Origin of the sequence: Legionella sheltonii, from assembly GCF_026191355.1 — a bacterium.
Taxonomy (GTDB): domain Bacteria; phylum Pseudomonadota; class Gammaproteobacteria; order Legionellales; family Legionellaceae; genus Legionella; species Legionella sheltonii.
On the sequence record NZ_JAPHOQ010000006.1, the window covers coordinates 40,693 to 63,638 of the forward strand.

Genomic DNA, 22,946 nt, shown 5'->3' on the forward strand with positions numbered 1-22,946 from the left:
AATTTTTAGCCATTGTATGCGGGAAAATTGTAAATTAATATCTATTTTAAAACAAATGAATTTTTTAATAGATGAATGTGGCAACATCCGTGTTGTATTTATTTTATCCTGGGTATCCTAAAAAGCTCGGGAATGTATGTTTAATTTTCGGAGTATTTAACCAAATCCTTAATAAATGACGAACAGTTTGATTTTCAGGGTGATCAAAAGTTGTTCGTCCATGGAGAATTTCTTCATTGTTAATAAAAATTATGCTGCCTGGCTTTACTTTTGTCTCAAATGCAATATCTTCTCGTAGTGAAATTTGATCGAATAATTCCATCGCTTCAATTTGTTGCGATGTAAAGCGTGGTAGCTCGGGGAATTTTTTTTGCGCATCGTTATAAAATGGTTGATGATATTGACAACGCAATTCATCCTCATACATTGCAAATACCGGGCTTAAATCATACGGTAGTTCGCCTGCTGGTTCATTTCCACGCCGATCCGCATATACAGGTTGATATAATACCTCGAGAAGATCAGGTCTTATTTTTTGTATTTCATCATGAACAGTCCGTGAACTGGAAAGTATCGTATGACCACCAACATCAGCGGATGCAAGACAATACATTCCAAGAATAGCTCCTGCATCGGTGTGCATTGGCAGAGCATCTTTCACATAAGGACCACGCGAATCTTTGGTATCAAGAGTCATTCCTTCGATACTTTTAACATCAAATATAAGATCATTGTTTTTATTTTGGATTAAGGGAGAACCAAAGTGTGAACAAAACGCTAAAAGAAATTTTTTAATTACGTCGGCGCTGTATTTATCATTGGCAGAGGGAAATCCGGTTATGGTTATAAATCCGCGAACTTGGATTAAAGAATGCATGACTTCGTCGAATAATGGGCTAAGTTCATGGTGCATTGTATTTTTGACCGTACTGTTATCCCATGCAGAATCTTTGTTTTCCAAAATATCTAGAACTTGAGTGACCACCTTTTTTTCATGTAAAGAAAGTTCTCTAGAATTTGCAGGGCCGTCTTTAATCTCCTTGCTATACCATTTTAACGGATTTTTCATCTGCTGAGCCATCTTGGATCCTATATGCCTAGTACTTAAGTTAGTCGTTTATTTTGAGCGCATTAAAAACAAATTTATTGAATTAGTAAATAGCAAAGTGAATATTTTTAATGTTTAATGAAAAAAAAATAGTGAAATAGTACGGATAATTGATATAATCACGCCCAACTCTCAAATTGTAAATATTTTTAACTTTAAAATTAAATAGTTAGCAATTGGGAGTGCTAAAAAAATAACAATTTTCAAAAGGAAGTTCTAAATGTTTTCTGTCGAACATAAAGTTGAGGAACAATGGATCCCAGTAAACACGGAAGAATTAAATACGCATAAGGCTTCATTCAGATATTCTGATTTGGATATCGAGAGTGAAAATAAGAAAATGAATTTTGAGGGAAAGAAGGCCCTGTTATTTATTAGTGTTGGACAGGCTTATCATGAAAAAGGGAAGTTTTTAGCAACAATTGAACTCGTTAATAAATATCCATTTGATCGCTGCGACATTGTATTAGCTGATACGTTACAAAAGCATAATCATTACGGCAGATTGGGTGAAGAAAAAGCATACATCTTTGCTAAAGAGGCAGGTGATCTTTGGCTCGAACGAAGTGCTTTTGCACTGAGTAAATTGAATGTACCTCATAACATCATTCGTTGGGATGATTTTCTATTTCATGAAGACTATGCAGCACTTAAAGAGCGTGTAGATGCTGCCTATCGTGACAATGAAGAATATAAGGCTGCTCTTCATACGAATGTTTTGACGTATATTGAGCGCTTAACCCTGATTAATCCTTCTACGGATACCAGTACCCTATTTAATCATGGATTGAACTATCTCATAGAGGAATGTCCTATTGTAATGCCACTCTGGGCAAAAATGGGCTATGACTACATTATTTATCCTAAGCCTTTAACACCTGGCATGGCCAAAACTCGAGAACTATTTGTTACTGATGAATACAGTGATAAATGTCAGTGGATCTATCTGCGTTTTAAAAAGAAATAATGAACATCAGGCATCAGGAGGCATCCTTGTTAGGATGCCAAAATGTTAGGGAGGGCATTTTTTACCAAATATTGTTTTGTTTTAGGCGGTTTTTAAGGAATTTTTATGAAAGTTAGCCAAATCCCAATAATTGATGTTTCAGCCCTTTTTACTGCTCGTTCAATACATGATCTACACGCTTTAGCCCAGCAGTTTAAAGAAGTATATACCAATATTGGTTTCGCATATGTTATTAATCATGGGATTTCTCAACATATGTTCGAAACGATTTTTGAACAATCAAGACTATTTCACCATTTACCTGAAGAAGAAAAATTAAAAATAAAGCAAAACGAATTTTTTCGCGGGTATATGGCTATTCAAGGATCTCGTTTTAAGTTATCCACTTTAGGTGAGACGATTATACCGAATCAAAGCGCCGCATTTATATTGGGTCATGACGTGTCCGATACAGATGAAGATTATAAATTAGGTATTAATCTTGCCGGACCTAATCAGTGGCCTTCAGAACATTTATTACCTGATTTTAAGAATGTATTATTACATTATCGTGAAAATGTTTTACTTCTTTTGCGTAATTTAATTCGTGTTTTTTCCCTATCATTAAACCAGAATTATTATGAATTAGATAAATTTTTTATCAAGCCAACCACTTTCTTACGGTTGCAATATTATCCAGCACAACCCGAAGTCATTCCTGAGCATCAATATGGAATTGCACCACATACTGATTGGGGGGCATTGACTTTGTTAGCGCAAGATTCAGTTGGCGGCTTGCAAGTGAAGCAATGTGATGGTACCTGGTTGGATGTACCTCCTCTAGAGGGAGCCTTTATTTTAAATACAGGAGATATGATGCATCGCCTCAGTAACGGCGAATATATTTCAACACCACATCGGGTAATTAATGTTTCTGGGAAAGAAAGATATTCTATTCCACTATTTTTTGAACCGGATCCTCATGCGGTAATAGCACCGGTCAATACTGAGAAAAAGCCAATATTTGAACCAATGGAATATGCTGATTTCTTAATGATGCAGATTAAAAATAATTACAGCATAGGTGCCAAGGACAAAGAAGCATTAGCAGATGCGTAGCATCAACATATTGAACGCGTCAATGAAACATGGAAGTAATTTATTCAATTTTTTGGGGTTAATATGTCGAGTATATTTTTAAGCAAAAGTGATCAAGAAGTATTGTGTAATCGCTTTAATGATTTGATTCAATATGTAAAAGAGAATTTTGCATTTTATAACAACATCTACAAGAACGTTCCGGCTTCGATTAATGACTTAAGTGATCTCCGGCATTTCCCAACTCTTGATAAAAAATATCCTGGAATTTCAGTCCTTGTTGATGAGGCACTTGCCAAAAGACCCCCTGCTTATTTTGAAACCAGTGGTACTTCGGGTAATCCATTTCCTGTTATTCCTGATTTAGGTCCAGAACGCAGTCGTGAATTCGCGAATTTTATATACGAATGGCTCGCCTTAGATAAAACCGAAGTCAAAAGTGCTGTGATTGCATTGCCTTTTGAGATGAATCCTATTGGATTAAAATATTTTGCTGCGTTAAACCAGTTAGGAATTATGGCTATCCCCACTGGTGTAAAAACTCATCTGTGCTCACCTAGAAAAATGTTGGAAATTTTCGCCCGCATGAAACCTGAGCTCCTTATTGCTCGCCCATTGGAAACGCTGCGTTACGCCGAGGCAATGCGTGCACAAGGTATTGATCCAGCAAAATCTTCAATTAAAAAAATTATTTTAACAGGGGAAATTATTTCCAAAGCTAAATTTGCTCGTATCAGTAAGCTATATGGAGGAGCAACTGTTCATGGAGTTTACGGATTAACGGAACTTGATAGTGGTGGTTTAGTATCATGCAGTAAACATCAGTATCATTTACCTTCAAAACCTTATTTGATTATTGAATTATTAGAAGATGATTTTAATACACCAATAAAGAATGAGGGTGAATTAGGCAATATCGTTTTAACAAATACCCATAAAAATCATATGCCACTGTTACGTTATAAAACGGGTGATTTTGGAAAATTACAAAATGACTGTGGTTGTGAGTATTCAACTCCAGTGATCAATGCGATGGGGCGGGCTGCAGATTTAATTCAGTGCAAAACCACAGGAAACACAGCTTTTCCTATAGAAATTGAAAATATTTTATTTGAATACGATGAAATTGCCTGTGATTACCAAATTATTACTCGAGGTGGTGCCGTTGAATTGAGAATTGAATTGTTAAACAATTTAAATTCAGCACAAATTTCAGCATTAATTCAACAACTAAAAACAGATATTATGCATCAATTGTCTATTGCTGTTGAACATATCCATGTTTTTATGCCCGGTCAACTCGCCAATAAATTAGGGATTGCAAAAACTAAGGCAGGAACTCTTTACGTGTTAGACGGCTTGAGTGATGAAGAGGCTAAAGAACGGCTGGAGTTAAATTATTGTTGCGAAGAAGGGTTATAATATAATGATAAATTGGGAAAAATACCGGGAACTGTTTCCTGTTGTAAATCAACAAACCTATTTTATGACAGCTGGGGGTGGCGCTTTATCCAAACAAGCACTTCAAGCAGTGACTGATCGATACCAATCACTGGCATTGAATGGGGGAAGAGTTTTTGGTGACAACATTCAGCTGATGGAAACATGTCGAGAAAAAATTGCTCAATTGATTAATGCAGAAAAAGAGCATATTGCTTTTATCCCTAGTGTCTCATTCGGTATGAACGCATTAGCTCATTCGCTCCCCCGTAAAGACTCTGTTTTGCTTGTAAAAAATGATTTTTCTTCATCGATTTTACCTTGGGAAAATGCTGGACATTCAGTAAAATGGACTGATTCAGCTGCGGATCTTGCCGCACGATTAGACTCTGCTCAACAGGAAGATGAACGAATTTCTTCAATTGTTGCCAGTTACGTTCATTATGCCAATGGTTATAAGCTTAATTTGGAACAAATTAAGCACTTAAAAAAAGACGCACATTTTATTGTGAATGGAACTCAAGGAATTGGTGCATTCCCTATCGATGTAAAACAACAAGGAATTGATGCATTAGTTTGTTCTTGTTATAAATGGATGGGCTGTGGTGAAGGAATAGCATTTATCTATATTCATCCAGACTTCTTTAAACAGTTGACTCCCGCTTTAATCGGTTGGAGAAGTGTACAGTCTGCAATGAACTTTGATGGAAGTTGTCAATTTTATCAATCTGCCCGTGTTTTTGAATTAGGCTGGGATAATATGACTATTTTTTCCGGTTTTAATGCGGCACTTGATCTGATTGAAGAAATTGGTATTTCAAATATCGCAGCGCGTATTACATCTCTGACTGATTATTTGATAGAACGATTACATCAATTCAATCTACCTGTACTTTCAGACACCGAGATGCAATCTCGCTCAGGTATCGTGCAGTTAGGGCCTTTCCCCGAGTTAGATAAAGTCATGAAGCACTTGGAAAGCCATAATGTCTGGGTCACTCAGCGCGATGGCGGTATCAGAGTTTCCTTGCACTACTATAATAATGAACAAGATATCGATAATTTATTGAATGCACTTCAGGAGTTATAGGTCAGATAGAAAAGGTAACTTGTGAACGGTCGATTTTGAACACGATTGAATGAAAAAGTCAGTGCCTGGGCCAGCGGCTCAGGATTTTTAAGCAATCCGGAATGATTAAAACGGACCGTTCGGGGTAGTTGGCTCTTCTTGCTGATCCACATTTTCAAGTTGTTTTAAAACTTCATTATATTTCCGCTTAAAAAAGACCGTGTTGTTGCTCTTTTCAAAGAAGGTTGGATTATTTTCGAATTCTTTACTTGCTTTATCCAGTGTTTCTATAAATTCATTCACTGTATTCATTGTTCTTTTGCTGAGAATTTTTTTTGCATTATGGTCGATTTTTAGAGCAAACAGCTGATCTTCAACCTGAGCTTTCATTTGTCCGATATCTTCGTAACGATCCAAATTTTTTAATGAAAAGTTCAAAATGCCTTCTAAAAAGGCTTCTCTCGTTTTTAGGCATCTTATTTTTTCTTCATTAACAGGATTTTGAGTCATTAACTTATTAATTTTTTGATGGCCTAAAGCTATTTTTTGTTCCACTTTTTTTTGGGCTACGAGAAAATCGATTTGTGGCGATGTTGTAATTTGAGATTTTGAATGGGCTTTGCAATAGTCGATAAGACTGGGTTTAGGAGAAAGAACAGCATCAGGATCAGGTCCGTGCCCAGAAGTTAATGCTTTCCATTCTTTATAGGCCTTCTCAGAGAATAGGCGTGCCCCTTCATCGTCTTGGTTTGCAACAATCCAATTTCCTGGTTGATTGGGATCAGGTTTCAAAAGAATGAGATCATTAGTGATGCGCATATATAATTTATCTTTACTATTATTTCTAAACCAGTTTTCTGCTTTTTCAGAGAAAAGATTACCCCATCTAAACCCGCCTTTGCCATATGCCTTGGATTCTGCTAAACCGGATTTATTCAAATCTAATGCTTCTTGGTTAAAATTATCGGTTTTCCAAGCCCTTCTTGAGCCCATAAAAGCAACAACTTTTTTAAAATTAGTCTCTTCGTGACCTACCACACGTGTAAAAATATGTTTTGTATTATCTAACCTTTCAATATCCTTCAGCAGTTTTTTTCCTTTTAACGGGTCTGAAAAAGTTTCTGGAATCACAACACCTAATTCAGGGGTTAAAAATGCTGCCTCACGGACACAGTCTTTTACACCTTCCATATAATTTTTAGATTTTTTATATAAATCTTTAACACCTGTATATCCTTGATTATTGGCTAATTGGATGACTAGTTTACGCATTTGCGATACTTCACGAACAATTCCTCCATCAGCCGCTATCACATGATTTCCACTCATATCACTATAATCAGCGGCTAAAAACTCTTTTGCTTTTTCCACTGCTGCTTGTGCTGCAAAAGATTTTCCAGAGGCTGAAGGACCACCAACGACTACCACAGGACGTTCTACCCATTTTGGGCCATCAAAATGGGTGGTTGACTTGATGACTACTGCATTCCTGAATTCTTTGCTATTCATCTCTTCTTCTAATGCGAGTTGGTATAATTCCGTACCTTGTTTCCCAAAAAAATGTTCCATATCAGTGGTAGCTTCTTCAGGACGGGTCTTACGTATTGCAGGGTCATCGTTATATTGAGGGAAGGGATGATTCTGAATGTATTCTATGAATTTTTTTCTAAAAAATTGGGGATCAGAGGAAGCAGCAGGATCTATATTTAGTTTATAATCGGCTATATAAGTTTTAGCTGATGCATAGCGTTTCCCTTCATATTTTTCTATACCTTCGTATAACTGTTCTTCTCCTTCAGGGCTGATACAAAATGGACCCCGATTATCGTAATGATCAATTTGTTGTTTCAAGGAAAGTACAATTGATGCATCTATTGGTGTTTGCATAATACATATATCCCACAATTATAACTGTTTTGATTTAATTATAGCCAATATATGTATTATACGAATACAAGCTGAAGATAATATTAATGAGATGAATCACTTTTGCCAACCAACCAATCAGCGCTCACTTCAAATTCTTGTGCTAATGCATTGAGTAGTTTTTCATCAGGATTTGTGGCACCATTTAGTAATGCTTCTGCTTTAAACTTTGGAATCTTAACGAGCTTTGATAATACTTCAATACGTTCTGCACTTGATTCGGGAGCTCCAATATCATCAAGTTCTTTATTTAGTCTTTCTGAAAATCTCTTATTAAGCATCTGCTTCTCCTAATAATGATTTAGGTTAAGGTCAGTACTGCAACAACTACTCATCTAAGTCATCGCTCCAAAGCTAAGCCATAGGATGTCCGGCAGAAGCGAACTGCTACCTTATTTATTTCATATAGCATAAAAATGAGGTTTTGCAATAATATACCCAAATTTCATTGGAAATGATTCTGAAAATTCAGCACATTAAACCGTTTCGTATAAATTGCAACTTCTTTATTTAAGATAATAGCGGAGATGTAGGAAAAAAATGCAATGGTCTACGTTCCCTGGTGTTTACGTGGAACTTTGATAGCAAAAATTGTTTGATGTGGCGACTTTGAAGATAATCTTGATTTGGGTTGATCTGTACTATCTTTCAATTTAGTATTGAACCTCTAAAAGACGATTGATTTAGGATAAACATGATCGAAGAAGTCGCTGCACAATATCCTTGTGATTTAATTATATTCGGTGCATTGGGGGATCTGTCTTGTCGTAAATTATTCCCTGCTTTATATCAACTGGAATGTGCTCATTTGCTTCATGCCAATACGCGTATAATTAGTTGTGCACGTGATTCGTTAACATTAACTGAGTTCACCGTGTTAATGAAATCTAAAATGCAGACTTTTATAAGCGAGAGACTGGATGAACGAGTTTGGTCACGCCTTGTAGAGCGCATAACTTATTGCCAGATTGACTTAACGCAATCTGCAGATTTTGCAAAAATAATCGATTATGTGAATCCTCAAGAGCGAGTACCCATTTCCTATTTTGCAATTCCTCCGTCACTCTATGCTCAAACATGCCAGGGTCTTTCCAGTATAGGTTTAACAAATCAACCATCGAGGGTGGTTTTAGAAAAACCGATTGGCCATGACTTGCCTTCATCGATTGCCATTAATAATGAAGTGGCCCATTTTTTTGCTGAAAGTCAAATTTATCGAATTGATCATTATTTAGGTAAAGAAACGGTACTGAATCTTTTGGTACTCCGTTTTGCAAATGCAATTTTTTCCTCAAATTGGGATCACCAAGCTATTGATAAAGTCGAAATTACTGTGGCTGAAGAAGTTGGTGTAGAAGGACGATGGGCCTATTATGATAAATCAGGCCAAGTCAGAGACATGTTGCAAAATCATTTACTACAAATCCTATCGCTTTTAGCCATGGAGCCGCCAATGAGTCTGGATGCCGATTGTATTCGTAGTGAAAAATTAAAAGTATTAAAATCATTACGACCTATTTCAGATACTCATGTGCATGATCATACCGTACGAGCCCAATATGTGGGAAACGTGATGAGAGGTCAGCAGACACCTGGATATTTGGAGGAAGAGGGGGCTTACAAAAAGTCTACCACCGAGACTTTTGTTGCGATTAAAGCCTATATTGATAATTGGCGCTGGTCAGGTGTTCCTTTTTATTTATTGACGGGTAAAAGATTATCAAAAAAACAAAGTGAAGTAGTGATTTATTTTAAACCACAACCATATAACATTTTCAAGCAATTAAAACAGGAGCTGTCTCCTAATCAGCTCATTATTCGGCTACAACCTGATGAGGGGGTGGAGTTGCGAATGATGAATAAAGTCCCTGGCCTAAGTGAAAGCATGCAATTAAGGGACAGTAAGTTGGATTTAAATTTCAATCACCTTTTTAATTCACAAAGAATTGCAGATGCCTATGAACGGCTGTTGTTGGAAGTAATGTTAGGCCATCAATATCTGTTTGTTAGTCGTGAAGAAGTAGAGCAAGCCTGGCAATGGATTGATGAAATCAAGCAAGCATGGGAAAGACAAGATACCCCTCTCTATACTTATCCCTCAGGAACTTGGGGGCCTTTGGAAGTAATTCGTTTATACAATGGCAAAGCACATGTATGGGGTGAACAAAATGCAGTTACATAGTTTTAGTGAAGCGACTTTACTAACAGAAGACTTAGCTAACCGGCTAAAGCAAATTCTCGGTGATGCGGTCAATCTACGAGGTCATGCTTATCTAGTAGTTTCAGGTGGGAAAACGCCTATCGATTTATTTAAGGCTTTGGCAAAAACAGATATTCCCTGGAATCAAGTTACAATAACTCTGGCTGACGAACGTTGTGTTCCTGCTCATGATTCCGAGCGAAATGAGCATCTAGTTCGACAGTTTTTACTTCAGAATCACGCGTCCAAAGCTCATTTCCTGAGTTTATATAACGAAGGGCACTCGCTAGAACAAATTGAGCACCTCATCGCCTCTTTACCGACTTTTGATGCAGTAGTTTTAGGGATGGGGGAAGATGGACATACCGCATCTTTATTTCCTTGTTCGGACGAGCTTGATAGAGGATTAGATGATAATGCGGCAGCAGTACTTCGTGTTAGTCCAAAAAAAGCATCTCATCAACGAATAAGCTTATCTAAAAAAAGATTACTAAATAGTCGCGTGATTTTTTTTCATTTATTAGGTCACAAAAAACTGGCTGTGTTGCATCAAGCAATGGCAGAGCACGATCCTAGAGTTATGCCAGTCAGTGCTTTTTTAAATAATGCAGATGCCAATGTTCAGGTGTTGTATGCACCTTAAGGAAAAAACATGCACCCGGTTGTAGCTCAAGTTACTGATCGCATCCGTAAACGCAGTACACATACCAGAGATTTATATCTGAAGCATATTGAAAAATCACGTATTAAAGGGCCTCAGCGCAGTATACTGCATTGTGGCAATTTAGCGCATGGTTTTGCTGCCTGTGTGAAGCAGGATAAAGCCAACCTGAGCGGTATGACCAAAGCCAATATTGCTATTGTTTCTGCTTATAACGACATGCTTTCTGCACATCAACCTTACCTGAATTACCCCTCTTTAATTAAAGAAGCTATTTCTGAAGCAGGAGGTGTCGCACAATTTGCTGGGGGCGTTCCTGCAATGTGTGATGGAATAACCCAGGGCCAGTCAGGAATGGAGTTAAGTTTATTAAGTCGGGATGTGATCGCCATGTCTGCAGCTGTAGGGCTGTCACATAATATGTTTGATGGCGGCCTCATGCTGGGTATTTGCGATAAAATTGTGCCTGGTTTATTAATGGCCGCATTGAGTTTTGGCCATTTACCGTTCATTTTTATTCCAGCAGGTCCTATGCCTTCAGGAATATCAAATGAGGAAAAAGCACGTATCCGTCAATTATATGCGGAAGGAAAGGTAGATAAAAAAGCACTGCTTGAAGCAGAAGCAGCCTCCTATCATTCTGCAGGTACATGTACTTTTTATGGCACGGCGAATTCCAACCAGCTGATTATAGAAACAATGGGTTTGCAACTTCCCGGTTCATCATTTATCAATCCAAATACTCCATTGCGCGATGCCTTAACTCGGTATGCAGCACAGCAGATTCTTTCTTTAACCGATTTGGATGAGCACTACCTGCCCATAGGCAAGATGCTCGATGTCAAAAATATTGTTAATGGGATAGTGGCTTGGTTGGCATCTGGTGGTTCAACCAATCATACGATGCATTTGATTGCTATAGCGAGTATCGCCGGTTACTCGATCAATTGGGATGATTTTGCTCAATTATCTGCGGTTACTCCCCTAATTGCCAAAATTTATCCTAATGGATATGCAGACATTAATCATTTTCAACGAGCTGGGGGGATGGCCTATTTTATTCACACACTATTGGAAGCTCAGCTATTACATGAAGACGTTGATACGGTGATTGGGCATGGTTTGCAACGATATACGACACAGCCGATATTGGACAATGAACAATTACTTTGGGTTTCTGGGCCTTCCAGTTCGAGTGATGAACGTGTATTAATTTCAGCTAAAACTCCTTTTAAGCCCCAAGGTGGGGTGCAAGTTTTAAGTGGAAATATAGGACGGGCTGTAATCAAAACCTCTGGACTTGCCTCAGGAAAAAGTAAGATTGAAGCTCCCGCCGTAGTTTGTTCCAGTCAGGAAGAGTTTGAGGAGATGTTTCAAAAAGGGATGTTAAATCAGGATTGTGTGGTTGTAGTTCGCTTTCAAGGACCTAAAGCCTGTGGGATGCCAGAATTGCATCAATTAACACCTAAGCTCGGTGTGCTTATGGATAAAGGATATCAAGTTGCTTTAGTCACGGACGGGCGTATGTCGGGTGCTTCAGGTAAAGTTCCTGCGGCAATTCATGTTACGCCAGAAGCACTGGATAATGAGGTACTTTCTCGAGTTGAAACGGGGGATATGATTTTAATTGATGCAGACCAAGGTATATTACAATTATTAGTTTCTGAGCAGGTTTTAGGACTAAGAACCAAAGCTGTTTTGCATGAAACAGCATTCCACCTAGGCACGGGTCGAGAATTATTCACCACGTTAAGGTCACAATTTACAGGAGCTGAACAGGGCGCTTGCAGTTTGTTTCAGGGAAAAGAGTCTTGTTATGAGCGTTAATGATTTAAAATCTTATGCGATTGTTGCGGATATTGGTGGAACTTTTGCTCGTTTTAGTCGTGTCAATTTAGAAAACTTGGTCATGGATAAAATTGAAATTTATTCATGCGCTGCGTTCACCAGTCTTGAATCCGTATTATTGGCTTATAAAGAACAGCATCAATTGGAAGAAATTGATCAAGTTGCTCTTGCTATTGCTTGTCCGGTACTTGGTGACGTGCTCTGTATGACCAATACACATTGGAGTTTTTCAATCAGCGAATTAAAGCACAAGTTAAATCTGAGAGAACTGAAAGTTTTGAATGATTTTAATGCGATTGCCATGAGCCTTCCTGTTTTATCGGATCAGCAAATCATGCAGATAGGAAGAGGCAGTGCAGACCCCAATGGAGCACGAGCAGTATTAGGCGCTGGAACAGGACTTGGGGTTGCTTTCCTTGTGCCTGGTCGAGAGGGATATCTAGCCTATGCGGGAGAGGGGGGACACATCAGCTGGGGAGCCAAAACAGAACGGGAGTGGTTTATTTATTGTCATCTGAAAAAAAAATACGATCATGTCTCTTATGAGCGCTTATTGTCAGGTCAAGGTTTGGAAAATTTATATCAAGCATTGACGGCATTGCACCAAAAAGAGAAACCTCCTATTCCTGCATCTCAGATTATTACTTTGGCTTTAACACAACAATGTACTATTGCAGAAGCAGCTGTCGCACAGTTTTTCGCAATTCTGGGGGCTTATGCGGGGGACTTAGCACTAATTGTTGCCGCTTTTGGTGGTGTTTATATTGCTGGTGGTATTGTGCCACGTTTAATTTCCTTGTTGTCTGGCAGTGATTTCAGAGCGCGTTTTGAAGAAAAGGGGCGTTTTAGCGAGTTTAATGCGAAAATTCCGACCTATGTAATTACTGCCGAGCATCCAGGAATTTTAGGCGCTGCAGTTTATTTAAAACAATCGTTGCCTTGCTAGAATGAAACGGTCATTAAATTAAAGATTTCCCTTCTCTCAATAAGGGAGGAGGTGTCCGTTAGGACGATGAGGGTGTGATTGGGGTGCGCTCACCCCAGCCCCTCCCACAAGTGGGGAGGGGATTTTTTTATTACTTTAATGGTGAGTGACAATGAGCGTAACCGGAAAGCCATTTGCTATAATCCCGAGTTACACTGTTACTTTATCTAGACTATCTGACTGCAAGGAGAGGGTTCATGTCGTTTCCAAATTGGATGGTGCAACCGGAAATTGTATTCTGTTCATCACCTGTAATCCCTGTTGTTGTAATTAAAGAAATAGAACATGCGGTGCCTTTGGCTACAGCGTTATTTTCTGGCGGTATCCAGGTTCTTGAGGTTACACTGAGAACACCGATCGCTTTGGATGCGATTAAAGTACTCTCCGAAACTTTCCCAGATGCTTTAATTGGTGCCGGTACTGTAACCACCCCAGAACAATTAGAACAAGTAGCGAATTTAGGTGCAAAATTTGCACTAAGTCCTGGGAAAACACAAGAACTATTGGCTGCTGGATGTCATTCCACTATTCCTTTAATTCCTGGTATATCCAGTGTTTCCGAATTGATGGAAGGCCTTATTATGGGATATACGCATTTTAAATTTTTTCCCGCGATAGCTGCCGGAGGAGTTAATATGTTGCGTGCAATGCAAGGTCCATTTCCACAAGCAAAATTTTGCCCAACTGGTGGCATTAATGAAACAAATTTTGTGGACTTCTTAGCCCTAGACAATGTTTCTTGTGTTGGAGGCTCTTGGTTAGTACCTGAAGAAGCAATTAAAAAAGGCAACTGGTTATTAATTACTGAGTTAGCCTATGCTGTTCGTCAAAGTGTTAGAGGATGGGATTAGCTATTTTGCAGAACGTTCTTTTTAGAGTTTGTTTGCATACCGTTTATCCCAAGCAAATGAAGAAGCTCCATCCAGTAGTACCGCATTATGCTAGGAGATCCTTCGCTTTGTTTGAGGTGATGGAATTGTAAACAGACCCTAGCCGAATTTTGGAATTATCAATTCAAGGAGTTAAATATGACATGGGTTGTTGCAATTATCGGTTCGGTCGCAGGTTTTTTGTTCGGTTACGATGAGGGAATCATTGCGGGCTCTTTAGAGTTAGTCAAAAATCATTTTGAATTAAATGCAACGCATATTGGCATAATGGCCTCGGCTTTACCCTTTGGTGCTTTATTTGGCTCAATGCTCATTGGTGCAATTACTGCATCAAAAGCAGTAAAACGTTTTGGGCGTCGCACGTTGTTGGCTTTTGCAGGCATGTTGTTCTTTTTAGGGGCATTAGGTGCTGGATTCGCTGACTCCATTACAGTGCTCATTATCTCTCGACTGGTGCTTGGTTTGGCCATTGGAATGGCCTCGGTAATGGCACCTTTGTATTTGGCTGAAACTGCAACGTGTGAAACAAGAGGAGCAGTAGTTGCTATTTATCAATTAGCAATGACCTTGGGAATTGTTTGCTCTTATTCAGTCAATTACCTACTGTTGGAAAACCATGATTGGCGGGCTATGTTTGCTTCAAGTGCTTTTCCCGCTCTGGTTTTAAGTATTGGCATTTTACTCATGCCCGAATCTCCAAGATGGCTGTGCAGTGTTGGGCGACGTGATGCAGCATCTAAGGCCTTAAAAAAATTACGTAACAGTCAGTCTATCGAGCAGGAGTTAACCGATATTGAAATAACCTTAGCTAATGAACCAAAAAAAGGAAATTGGTTGCTGTTGTTTCAAAATCCTCTATTACCTGTTTTGATGCTGGGCACCATGTTGTTTTGTTTGCAACAATTAAGCGGGATCAATGTGGTGATCTATTTTGCACCTGAAATTTTTAAAAATTTAGGTATGAACAGTACTACCGGACAAATATTGGCGACCATAGGGATTGGTCTGGTTAATTTATTGGTGACAATCATTGCGATGCTTAGTGTCGATAGAATCGGTCGTCGTAAACTACTGTTGTTTGGTTTTTCCGGCATGTTCATCAGTCTGCTGGCTTTATGTGTATTTTCTTTAAATCAAGTCGCCTGGCTTTCTTATTTGTCCGTTGCGTGTCTCATTCTTTATATTTTTTCTTTTGCAGTGAGTGTCGGGCCAATACCGCATATTGCGATGGCTGAAATATTTCCCTTGCGCGTACGAGGTGCTGGTATGGGTTTCTCTGCCATGAGCAACTGGACTTTTAATACAGTTGTCATTTTTAGTTTCCCTATTTTGGAAAAAATGATGGGTATTGAATATACCTTTGCTTTGTATGCGGTGATTTGTCTTTTGGGGCTTATCTATACCTATTTTTATATGCCTGAGACAAAAAATATTAGCTTGGAACAAATTGAGAATTACATTATTTCAGGTAAGCCATTACGTTTATTAGGTCGTAAAGAGTTAGTTTCTACCGAAGATATCGGTAAAAAAGAACCCTCTTATGCAGCATCTACTTAAACGTGTTGCGGTAAATTATAAGCATTCTCTGTGATACGTCTTCCTGAGCTTGGTGAGCGATCTCTAGGAGGACGTATGAGCATGATGATAAAATCAGAGCTCCTTCGTCGTAACCGTCCAGAATGAGGGTAATCGTTCTATGAATAGGGAGGGGTTGCTTAGGAAAGAATAGTCGAGAATAAGATTAAGGTGGATTTTACCCAAGGAACAAATCAAACAGCTAGCCAGAAGATTTGTAAGACATCGCTGGCTAGTGAAGTAAGTCTTTTAAAAAGTCATTTTAATTTTGCTTGTGAGTTTATCTCTTAACTCAATAGCACGTAAAACGGCTACATAGCTCCAGGTGAGTGAAGGAGCTCCTTGTTGGATTCCCGTATTTAAATTAATTTGTTCACTTAACTTCATGCTGGGGGCATATTTTTTTATAAGTTTCAGATAATTATCGCCAACCTGAATGTGTTTCGCTATTTGTGATTCATTTATTTTATCTAAGGGCAAGCTATCGGCAAGCGTATAATAATATTCAGCCATCGTTGCTGTTAATATAAACCATGGATTTCCTATACTATCAGTTTGATATCCATCGTAGGTATCACCGGGATAACGACCGAATAAAATTTCACCTGAATGATTCTTATTAATTGGAAACATTAAATCAAACTGCTCATATAAAGCGCGAACTGTATTTTGTACATAAGTGCTATTGGGAGATAAAGCATCCCCTTCATGTAAGTTAAATAAAATGCCCAAAATTACTGATGAATCAAGTTCTAAAGTTTTTTGTGGCCCTGGATGGGGTAACAGTGTTGCTTGAATGGTTTTATGCTCCCGATCTAAATGCTGCATCAGACGAGCATTTATCATTTCTGCTTGCTGTTCATAGTAAACGGCCGCTTTATCATCATTCAGACGGCGCGCAAGAACCGCTCCTTCTTGGAGTGCTTTTTGTTGTACCATAGCAGTAAAAAAATGATGTCCTAGCACTTCTTCCCAAAGATCAAAATTTTTGTCAGACCAGTGATGAGCGGTGTATTCCAAATCCATTTTAATTACGCCCATAGAATAGGGGTCCAAGTTATTATTATAAAGATTGGTTTTTACATATTCTATTTCATTATCATCTAACAGTTCCTCGGCAAAATGAATTAAAACGGAAGCTCTTAAAGCCGGTCCGTCATTTTGTGGTCTGCCCCAGGGGCCATCAAAAGGATAGCCATCAATATAAAACTTAGGTTCTCCCAATATATCTTGTCCTGGTAATGGATCGTCCTGATGTTGAAGTCTTTGGGTCCAGGAAACATAGTTATATAAACGCTCTTTATAACCAAAGGCATGTGAGGATTCATACCATGTTTCAATCAAGTTCATAGCAATTGCTGAATCACGAACCCAATCATAATAGTAGTTTGGATTTTGTTTTGAGGGGGCGGCGATTATTGCTCCATTAAATTGAATATTTGCAAAAAAATTCTGTCTCAGTTTTTGGATATCCTCTGTACTAAATACAGAACTTATTGCTTGAGAAACAAAAAATATTAATAAAAAAAAGATCCTTTTCAACATAATCTCCTATAAAAAAATGAACGATTTCATAGTACATTAAAATAACTGTGCAGAGTATAGGGTTATTCAACAAGATAAATGACAGGGGAATAACGCAGCGGAATCCGAGGAATTTTATTTTCGGCTTCCGCTTTGTTGCAGTGCATTATTTAATCATAGGGTGGAAGAGCATCATTTTTTAATCACTCAATGCTCCCGGATTACTCATTTGTTCTTAGAACAGCGTACACGTTCTCCTATTGACTTCATCGACACTGAGTTGGTTATTTCGCTCAATAACATAACTGTTTTCATCAAGGAAATTTTGTAAACGCCAATTCGCAGCTGGGGCTCGATCATGTTTTAGATGTATGGAGCGTGCTGCTTGAAGTGCTGCAATGGTTCCATCTTCATGGGAATCACCTTTCCAGCCTAAAATTCCTCCAAAGTAAAGTCCATATTTTTTTTGCATCGTATGGAGTTTTTGCTGGGCTATAAAATAATTTTTATCCATAAAAGGATGTTTATAATGTTCTGTTTTAAGAATATTATTGGGCATTGGTTGTCCAGGTAATACCCATGTTTTTTTCACTGGAGTCGCTCGATTTTTTGCTTTCCAATCTTTTTGCGCGGTATTGGCTGCTAAGTCTCCTTCAACCCGTGTATGAACTACAGTTCCGCGCGGAGGGGCGTAACGAGGATCTAGATGAAAAGCAAGAGTCGTATCGTAATACCGAACCTTTTTAAGCGCCTTTTTAAGGTCTTGCATGTCTTGAGCATCTATATCAGGTAGTATCGCTGCTGTTGCGTAAGCAGGAGTAGAAATAACCACATCATCAAATAACATGGGCTCGCCATTCTCGGTCTTCATTAGCGTGCCATCACGAAGCATGGCTTGATATTTAATACTTTTTGAGTCAGTAATGGCAATTAGTTTTGTAACCTCTGTGTTGAGACGCATGTCTAGATTTTTACATTGGGTTGTCATGGCCTCCATATAGCTACTTAGACCACTTGGTGCGTCATACCAGTCTTTACTCAAGGCTAAATAATTCATCGCATAAAATGCGCAAAATTTCTTGGCTTCAGAGATGGGAATACCCCAAGCTGCTCCTACTATGGGATACAGTATTCGATTACTAAAATCATCAAGCTCCTCTTCTTTAAAGCCCATGTTTTTTTTCTTAAATCCTTCCATAAATTCTTCGAGTGTTTGAACCTCATGAATATCATCGGGCTCCCTTTCATGTTCCGCACGCAGAATTTCCCATTCCAATTTCAATAGGTCAGAAAATTTATTTAATAGAGTGCCAAAATCAATGCGTATTTCTTTTTGTGATTCATCATCAGCGGAAAAACAACTAAAAAACTCAGAAAAGGAATGCTTGTTTTTTTCTGCAGAATGGTACACAGGAGGTAAAACGAGGTGATCATCTTTGCCATGCTCAATACTGACCTTATGCAGATCCGCATTAAGCTCAAAACGTTTTAGCTTAACACCTAATATAGAAAATAATTTATGAACATTAGGATAGCTTTCTGGCGCACCTATGAACTCAGCGCCACCTTCTGCTATTCCGTGGTCACCAAAATCTAGACTGTTAATATGACCGCCATAACGTTCACTTTTTTCTGCTAAAGTGACGTTAAACCCCATTACATTTTCTAACATATAAGCTGTTGTTAGCCCCGTTCCACCACCAATCACCAGAATATTTGGCATTTTTTATATCCTTATGTCTTTTTCAGGTGTTAATTTAAGAACAATAATGGCTTGATTTAATAAAGAAAAAAAGAGTGCTTGCAAACAATTTTCGGGTTTGTCCTCGGTTTTTTTGTGGGTTTCATTTTGCTTACTTACCAAATGGGCGTCATAATCAATGATGCCCCCTATAAATCGATAGGAATCACAAATGATAAAACTCTATCAATTTCCCTCTGCGTGGTCGCTTCCAAACCCCAGCCCATTTTGTATGAAATTGGAAACCTATTTGCGAATGGCGCAACTTCCTTTTGAAAGGGTATCCGTTATTGATCCGCGAAGAGCGCCAAAGAGGAAATTACCAGTCATTAGTGATGATGGGAGAAAAATAGCAGATAGTGGTTTTATTATCGATTATTTGCAACACAAATATGGTGATCCTTTGGATGGTCATTTAACCGCGGCTCAAAAAGCAGAAGCACTGGCAGTAAGGCGTATGCTTGAAGAACATTTATACTGGGTGATTGTTTATTCGCGCTGGATTGATGATCGATATTGGCCAACCACTAAAGAGGCTTTTTTTGGTCATCTGAAACAGCCACTTTATTACTTTGTTCCTAAATTAATACAAAGAAAAATTCGCCAGGATCTTTATCGACAGGGCATAGGTCGACATACAACCACAGAAGTATATCAATTAGGTATCGCTGATCTGCACGCTCTGAGGATTCTATTGGACGAAAGTGATTTTTTTATGGGAAATGAGCCTACGAGTATCGATGCTTGTGTTTACGCATTTCTAAAAAGTATCATGCAGCCACCTATCCCTTCTCCATTACAGGAGTATGCTCAATCACATCCCTGTTTTCTGAGTTATTGTGACCGTATGACCCAAATGTTTTATCCTGAGCGCTAGACTAAGTGGGGCTTTTAGAGTGTTAAATTAATTTGGATTGTTTTTTTGCAGGTATTTTTATTAATTTTGAGATCATGAAATAAACTGCAGGCAGTACAAATAGAGTAAAAATCGTGCCTATGCATAAACCTCCAATAAGGACGGTACCTATAGCATGCCTGGCTTCAGCTCCAGCATCGTGTGATAGGACTAAGGGGATGGCACCAAAAACCATAGCACCAGTAGTCATAAGAATAGGACGTAACCTGAGTGCACATGATTTTTTTATTGCATCGGCTAAGCTAAGGCCTTCTTTTTGTAATTGGTTGGCAAATTCTACAATCAAAATTCCGTGTTTACTGATCAGTCCTACTAAAGTGATCAGTCCGACTTGAGTGAAAATATTTAGAGATTGGTCAAATAAATAAGCAAACAATAAAGCGCCAAAACATGCTAAAGGGACTGTGAACAGAATAATGAAGGGATAAATAAAGTTTTCAAATTGTGCTGCAAGAATGGCATAAATAAAGAGAATAGATAAAGCAAATAACAACACCATAGTATGCGATGACTCATTATAGGCTTTGGCAGCGCCTGCCCAACTCAATTTATATTGGTTGGGAAGATTCTCTTTCGCTAATTTCATCAATTTATCCATTCCTTTTTTAAAGGATTGTTGTTTTGGCAGTTGCGCATATAAAGTTGTCGAGCGCATTTGGTTGACATGTTCTAATGCAGTGGGTTGTGCCTGTCTTTTCATTTGAGCCACTGACCCTAAAGAAACCCGTTTTCCAGATGGGGAGGTCAGATACAGTTCATCTAAAGTCCAGGGTTTAGATGAACCTTGTAAGGTTAAATTATAGGACACACCATCTTTTTGAAAGGTTATGGACTTATCGCCGCTGAAAAACACTTCTACGGTTTTAGCCAGTTGCCCAGGGGTCAAGCCCAATTGAGCTAAAGCATTTTTGTCGATATGTACCGAGTATCCCATCGAATCAAGACGTAAATCATAGCGAGTAGAAGCAAACTCCTTAGTTTGATCCAACATCTTTTTAAAGTGTTCTGTGGCATTGAATAATTGTCGAAAATTTTCAGTAGTGGAAATAACCAGTTCCAATTCCGAATTGTTACGTGCATCATCGATTCCAGGTAAGCCAGAATCCCAACTCCAGACGGAAGCATCTACCGAAGGTAATTGTTCTGTTTTCGGTTTTAATGAGTCAACAATTTGTTCGGCAGAACGATCTCTTTGCTTGTGAGGTTTTAAAGGCATGACGATGCTGCTTCCCCAATTTCCCAGAAAAGTTAACGTATTGCTTGCCTCAGGGATGGTACCTATCGATTGTTGTATGCGTTTTGTATTGGTTTCTAACGTATCTAAGTTATCTCCAGATAGAGGAGGGGTGTAGATTCCTATTAAACTACGATCCTCTTTCGGCGCAGTTTCACCAGGCATTATTTTATAAAAGAGGATGCTTAAGCATAGTGACAGGAAGAGTACAAACAGCATCGCTTTTCTTCGGTAAATAATTATGCTAAGTAATTTATAATAGTTTTGTGTCAGTTTACTCAGGAATTTATCGATAGAAGGCCATAAATGGTGCGTATTTTGATGTAAAAATGTGGCACACATTAAAGGCGAAAGTGTTAGAGCGACGATTCCTGAGATGAACACACTTCCAGCCAACGCAACAGCAAATTCAATGAATAGCTGACCAATCATACCATCAAGCAAAGCAATTGGTGCATAAACACTGGTTAAAGTGAGTGTCATGGCGATAATAGCAAAACCGATTTGCTTTGATCCTTTAAGCGCTGCGTCCATGGGGGGAAGATCTTCTTCAATATGACGCCAGATATTCTCAAGAACAATAATGGCGTCATCTACAACCAAACCAACAGCCAACACCATCGCAAGAAGGGTCATTTGGTTTATAGTAAAGCCTGCGATTTTCAAAAATAATAATGAGCCAAAAAGTGAAATGGGGATTGCAATTAATGGAATTATTGTAGCGCGTACATTTCGCAAAAAAATAAAAATGATGATTAAGACCAAGAAAATGGATTCAAGAATAGAGGATTGGATGTTTTTCAAAGATGCTTTAATGAATTCGGATTGATCAATGATAATTTTTGTTTTGACATCATCGGGCAAACCTTTTTGCAAGGCAAATAGTTCCTTGCGAACGGCTTGCGATACTTCAACCGGATTTGCATCATTAGCGCGATGAATAGCAAGCACTAAACCTGGATGACCATTGACTTTGACCCGGAATTGGTTGTTATCCGTAGTTAATTGGACTCGAGCTAATGATTTAAGAAAAACAGGATGATGGTTTTGAGTTTTAATTACCAGGTTTTCATAATCTTCTGGCGTTTTTAATTCAAAATCCAGTGTCGTAGGGATGCTGTTTTGATAATTACCTGCGGGTAGAGATAAGCGGTTAGTAGCAATTGCATTCGCAATCTCATCCACATTAATGCCAAATGAATATAATTTCTTTTGATCAATCTGGACAGCATAAGTAAAGGGTTGTCCCCAGACCTCCACTGAGGCGACACCTTTAAGGCTTCGGAACACATTTTTCAGGTTCAAATTGGCAAAATGTGTGAGCTCTCCGAAATTTAAAGAAGAGGATTCCAGGGCAATCCCGATAAAAGGTAAACCATTGGCTTGCCTTTGCCGTTCAATTAGAGGCGCTTTTACTGATGAAGGAAGTTGTGCTAGCCGTGCTGCCTCATGGGTGGCATTCAAAGCTTTCTCCATGGGAGTTCCTGGACGAAAGCGCAAGCTAATGTAGGAACTTCCTGCATTAGAACGCGAAGTCATCATCTCCAATCCTTCGACCCCAGCAAGTTGGTCCTCTAACACATTAGTGACTACAGACTCGACTAATTCGGGGCTGGCATTGGGATAATGGGTATTGACCGTAATGATTGGAAAACTGATGTTAGGATATTCTCTCAAAGGTAATGAATGAAAACACAATATTCCTAAGAGCAGAATCATGCAATTCAGAATAATTGAAATCACGGGATGTTTCAAAAAATAGCTCGTAAATTTCATAACGGGATG

At 38.6% G+C, this 22,946-nt stretch carries 17 protein-coding genes; 11 read left to right on the forward strand and 6 right to left on the reverse strand.

Annotation, left to right across the window (positions count from 1 at the left end; all coding sequences use genetic code 11):
* Positions 1–103: 103 nt before the first annotated feature.
* Positions 104–1,081: a TauD/TfdA family dioxygenase gene (locus tag OQJ26_RS07770; protein ID WP_265703306.1), complete on the reverse strand. Its 978-nt coding sequence runs from the start codon at positions 1,079–1,081 to the stop codon at positions 104–106.
* 247 nt (positions 1,082–1,328) lie between these two features.
* Here OQJ26_RS07770 and OQJ26_RS07775 point away from each other — a divergent pair, with 247 nt between their 5' ends.
* The 4 genes from OQJ26_RS07775 (at position 1,329) to OQJ26_RS07790 (ending at position 5,682) form a co-directional block, all read left to right on the forward strand.
* Positions 1,329–2,075, forward strand: a complete 747-nt coding sequence (locus tag OQJ26_RS07775) for a tRNA-dependent cyclodipeptide synthase (RefSeq protein ID WP_265703307.1) — start codon at positions 1,329–1,331, stop codon at positions 2,073–2,075.
* Between the two features lie 105 nt (positions 2,076–2,180).
* Complete coding sequence (locus OQJ26_RS07780; protein ID WP_265703308.1) at positions 2,181–3,173, forward strand: isopenicillin N synthase family dioxygenase; 993 nt, start codon at positions 2,181–2,183, stop codon at positions 3,171–3,173.
* A gap of 63 nt (positions 3,174–3,236) precedes the next feature.
* The gene (locus tag OQJ26_RS07785) at positions 3,237–4,574 is read left to right on the forward strand and encodes a phenylacetate--CoA ligase family protein (RefSeq protein ID WP_265703309.1); all 1,338 of its coding nucleotides are present in this window, start codon (positions 3,237–3,239) and stop codon (positions 4,572–4,574) included.
* Between the two features lie 4 nt (positions 4,575–4,578).
* On the forward strand, positions 4,579–5,682 hold the full coding sequence (locus OQJ26_RS07790; protein ID WP_265703310.1) for an aminotransferase class V-fold PLP-dependent enzyme: 1,104 nt from the start codon (positions 4,579–4,581) through the stop codon (positions 5,680–5,682).
* 105 nt (positions 5,683–5,787) lie between these two features.
* Here OQJ26_RS07790 and OQJ26_RS07795 read toward each other — a convergent pair whose 3' ends face one another.
* Positions 5,788–7,548: a hypothetical protein gene (locus OQJ26_RS07795; RefSeq protein WP_265703311.1), complete on the reverse strand. Its 1,761-nt coding sequence runs from the start codon at positions 7,546–7,548 to the stop codon at positions 5,788–5,790.
* Positions 7,549–7,631: 83 nt separating this feature from the next.
* A complete protein-coding gene (locus OQJ26_RS07800; RefSeq protein WP_265703312.1) occupies positions 7,632–7,868 on the reverse strand; it encodes a hypothetical protein in 237 nt (78 codons plus the stop codon).
* A gap of 413 nt (positions 7,869–8,281) precedes the next feature.
* Between OQJ26_RS07800 and zwf the strand changes: the two genes are divergently transcribed.
* From zwf to OQJ26_RS07830, 6 genes are all read left to right on the forward strand, one after another.
* Positions 8,282–9,769, forward strand: coding sequence for a glucose-6-phosphate dehydrogenase (gene zwf, locus OQJ26_RS07805; RefSeq protein ID WP_265703313.1), 1,488 nt, complete (start codon positions 8,282–8,284; stop codon positions 9,767–9,769).
* A complete protein-coding gene (pgl, locus tag OQJ26_RS07810; RefSeq protein WP_265703314.1) occupies positions 9,756–10,430 on the forward strand; it encodes a 6-phosphogluconolactonase in 675 nt (224 codons plus the stop codon). The genes zwf and pgl overlap by 14 nt, the downstream gene beginning before the upstream one ends.
* A 9-nt stretch (positions 10,431–10,439) precedes the next feature.
* Positions 10,440–12,275 carry a phosphogluconate dehydratase gene (gene edd, locus OQJ26_RS07815; RefSeq protein ID WP_265703315.1) on the forward strand — a complete coding sequence of 612 codons (1,836 nt, stop codon included), beginning with the start codon at positions 10,440–10,442 and terminating at the stop codon, positions 12,273–12,275.
* Positions 12,265–13,242 (forward strand): glucokinase, encoded by a 978-nt coding sequence (gene glk / locus OQJ26_RS07820; protein ID WP_265703316.1) that lies wholly within the window; start codon positions 12,265–12,267, stop codon positions 13,240–13,242. The genes edd and glk overlap by 11 nt, the downstream gene beginning before the upstream one ends.
* A gap of 236 nt (positions 13,243–13,478) precedes the next feature.
* Positions 13,479–14,132 (forward strand): bifunctional 4-hydroxy-2-oxoglutarate aldolase/2-dehydro-3-deoxy-phosphogluconate aldolase, encoded by a 654-nt coding sequence (locus OQJ26_RS07825; protein ID WP_265703317.1) that lies wholly within the window; start codon positions 13,479–13,481, stop codon positions 14,130–14,132.
* A gap of 177 nt (positions 14,133–14,309) precedes the next feature.
* Positions 14,310–15,728, forward strand: a complete 1,419-nt coding sequence (locus OQJ26_RS07830) for a sugar porter family MFS transporter (RefSeq protein WP_265703318.1) — start codon at positions 14,310–14,312, stop codon at positions 15,726–15,728.
* 267 nt (positions 15,729–15,995) lie between these two features.
* Here OQJ26_RS07830 and OQJ26_RS07835 read toward each other — a convergent pair whose 3' ends face one another.
* Together OQJ26_RS07835 and OQJ26_RS07840 are read right to left on the reverse strand one after the other, a co-directional pair.
* Positions 15,996–17,291 carry a glycoside hydrolase family 15 protein gene (locus tag OQJ26_RS07835; protein WP_265703319.1) on the reverse strand — a complete coding sequence of 432 codons (1,296 nt, stop codon included), beginning with the start codon at positions 17,289–17,291 and terminating at the stop codon, positions 15,996–15,998.
* 214 nt (positions 17,292–17,505) lie between these two features.
* On the reverse strand, positions 17,506–18,993 hold the full coding sequence (locus OQJ26_RS07840; RefSeq protein ID WP_265703320.1) for an FAD-dependent oxidoreductase: 1,488 nt from the start codon (positions 18,991–18,993) through the stop codon (positions 17,506–17,508).
* Between the two features lie 190 nt (positions 18,994–19,183).
* On the opposite strand from OQJ26_RS07840, the gene OQJ26_RS07845 reads away from it, so the two are divergent.
* Positions 19,184–19,888, forward strand: a complete 705-nt coding sequence (locus tag OQJ26_RS07845; RefSeq protein ID WP_265703321.1) for a glutathione S-transferase family protein — start codon at positions 19,184–19,186, stop codon at positions 19,886–19,888.
* Positions 19,889–19,910: 22 nt separating this feature from the next.
* Here the strand turns inward: OQJ26_RS07845 and OQJ26_RS07850 are convergent, their stop codons facing one another.
* Complete coding sequence (locus tag OQJ26_RS07850; RefSeq protein WP_265703322.1) at positions 19,911–22,937, reverse strand: efflux RND transporter permease subunit; 3,027 nt, start codon at positions 22,935–22,937, stop codon at positions 19,911–19,913.
* Positions 22,938–22,946: the final 9 nt, after the last annotated feature.

What these genes read in the sequence shown, in the direction of transcription:
- OQJ26_RS07770 (WP_265703306.1), bottom strand. Translation starts at nt 1,081, where the DNA reads ATGGCTCAGCAGATGAAAAATCCGTTAAAATGGTATAGCAAGGAGATT.
- OQJ26_RS07775 (WP_265703307.1), top strand. Translation starts at nt 1,329, where the DNA reads ATGTTTTCTGTCGAACATAAAGTTGAGGAACAATGGATCCCAGTAAAC.
- OQJ26_RS07780 (WP_265703308.1), top strand. Translation starts at nt 2,181, where the DNA reads ATGAAAGTTAGCCAAATCCCAATAATTGATGTTTCAGCCCTTTTTACT.
- OQJ26_RS07785 (WP_265703309.1), top strand. Translation starts at nt 3,237, where the DNA reads ATGTCGAGTATATTTTTAAGCAAAAGTGATCAAGAAGTATTGTGTAAT.
- OQJ26_RS07790 (WP_265703310.1), top strand. Translation starts at nt 4,579, where the DNA reads ATGATAAATTGGGAAAAATACCGGGAACTGTTTCCTGTTGTAAATCAA.
- OQJ26_RS07795 (WP_265703311.1), bottom strand. Translation starts at nt 7,548, where the DNA reads ATGCAAACACCAATAGATGCATCAATTGTACTTTCCTTGAAACAACAA.
- OQJ26_RS07800 (WP_265703312.1), bottom strand. Translation starts at nt 7,868, where the DNA reads ATGCTTAATAAGAGATTTTCAGAAAGACTAAATAAAGAACTTGATGAT.
- zwf (WP_265703313.1), top strand. Translation starts at nt 8,282, where the DNA reads ATGATCGAAGAAGTCGCTGCACAATATCCTTGTGATTTAATTATATTC.
- pgl (WP_265703314.1), top strand. Translation starts at nt 9,756, where the DNA reads ATGCAGTTACATAGTTTTAGTGAAGCGACTTTACTAACAGAAGACTTA.
- edd (WP_265703315.1), top strand. Translation starts at nt 10,440, where the DNA reads ATGCACCCGGTTGTAGCTCAAGTTACTGATCGCATCCGTAAACGCAGT.
- glk (WP_265703316.1), top strand. Translation starts at nt 12,265, where the DNA reads ATGAGCGTTAATGATTTAAAATCTTATGCGATTGTTGCGGATATTGGT.
- OQJ26_RS07825 (WP_265703317.1), top strand. Translation starts at nt 13,479, where the DNA reads ATGTCGTTTCCAAATTGGATGGTGCAACCGGAAATTGTATTCTGTTCA.
- OQJ26_RS07830 (WP_265703318.1), top strand. Translation starts at nt 14,310, where the DNA reads ATGACATGGGTTGTTGCAATTATCGGTTCGGTCGCAGGTTTTTTGTTC.
- OQJ26_RS07835 (WP_265703319.1), bottom strand. Translation starts at nt 17,291, where the DNA reads ATGTTGAAAAGGATCTTTTTTTTATTAATATTTTTTGTTTCTCAAGCA.
- OQJ26_RS07840 (WP_265703320.1), bottom strand. Translation starts at nt 18,993, where the DNA reads ATGCCAAATATTCTGGTGATTGGTGGTGGAACGGGGCTAACAACAGCT.
- OQJ26_RS07845 (WP_265703321.1), top strand. Translation starts at nt 19,184, where the DNA reads ATGATAAAACTCTATCAATTTCCCTCTGCGTGGTCGCTTCCAAACCCC.
- OQJ26_RS07850 (WP_265703322.1), bottom strand. Translation starts at nt 22,937, where the DNA reads ATGAAATTTACGAGCTATTTTTTGAAACATCCCGTGATTTCAATTATT.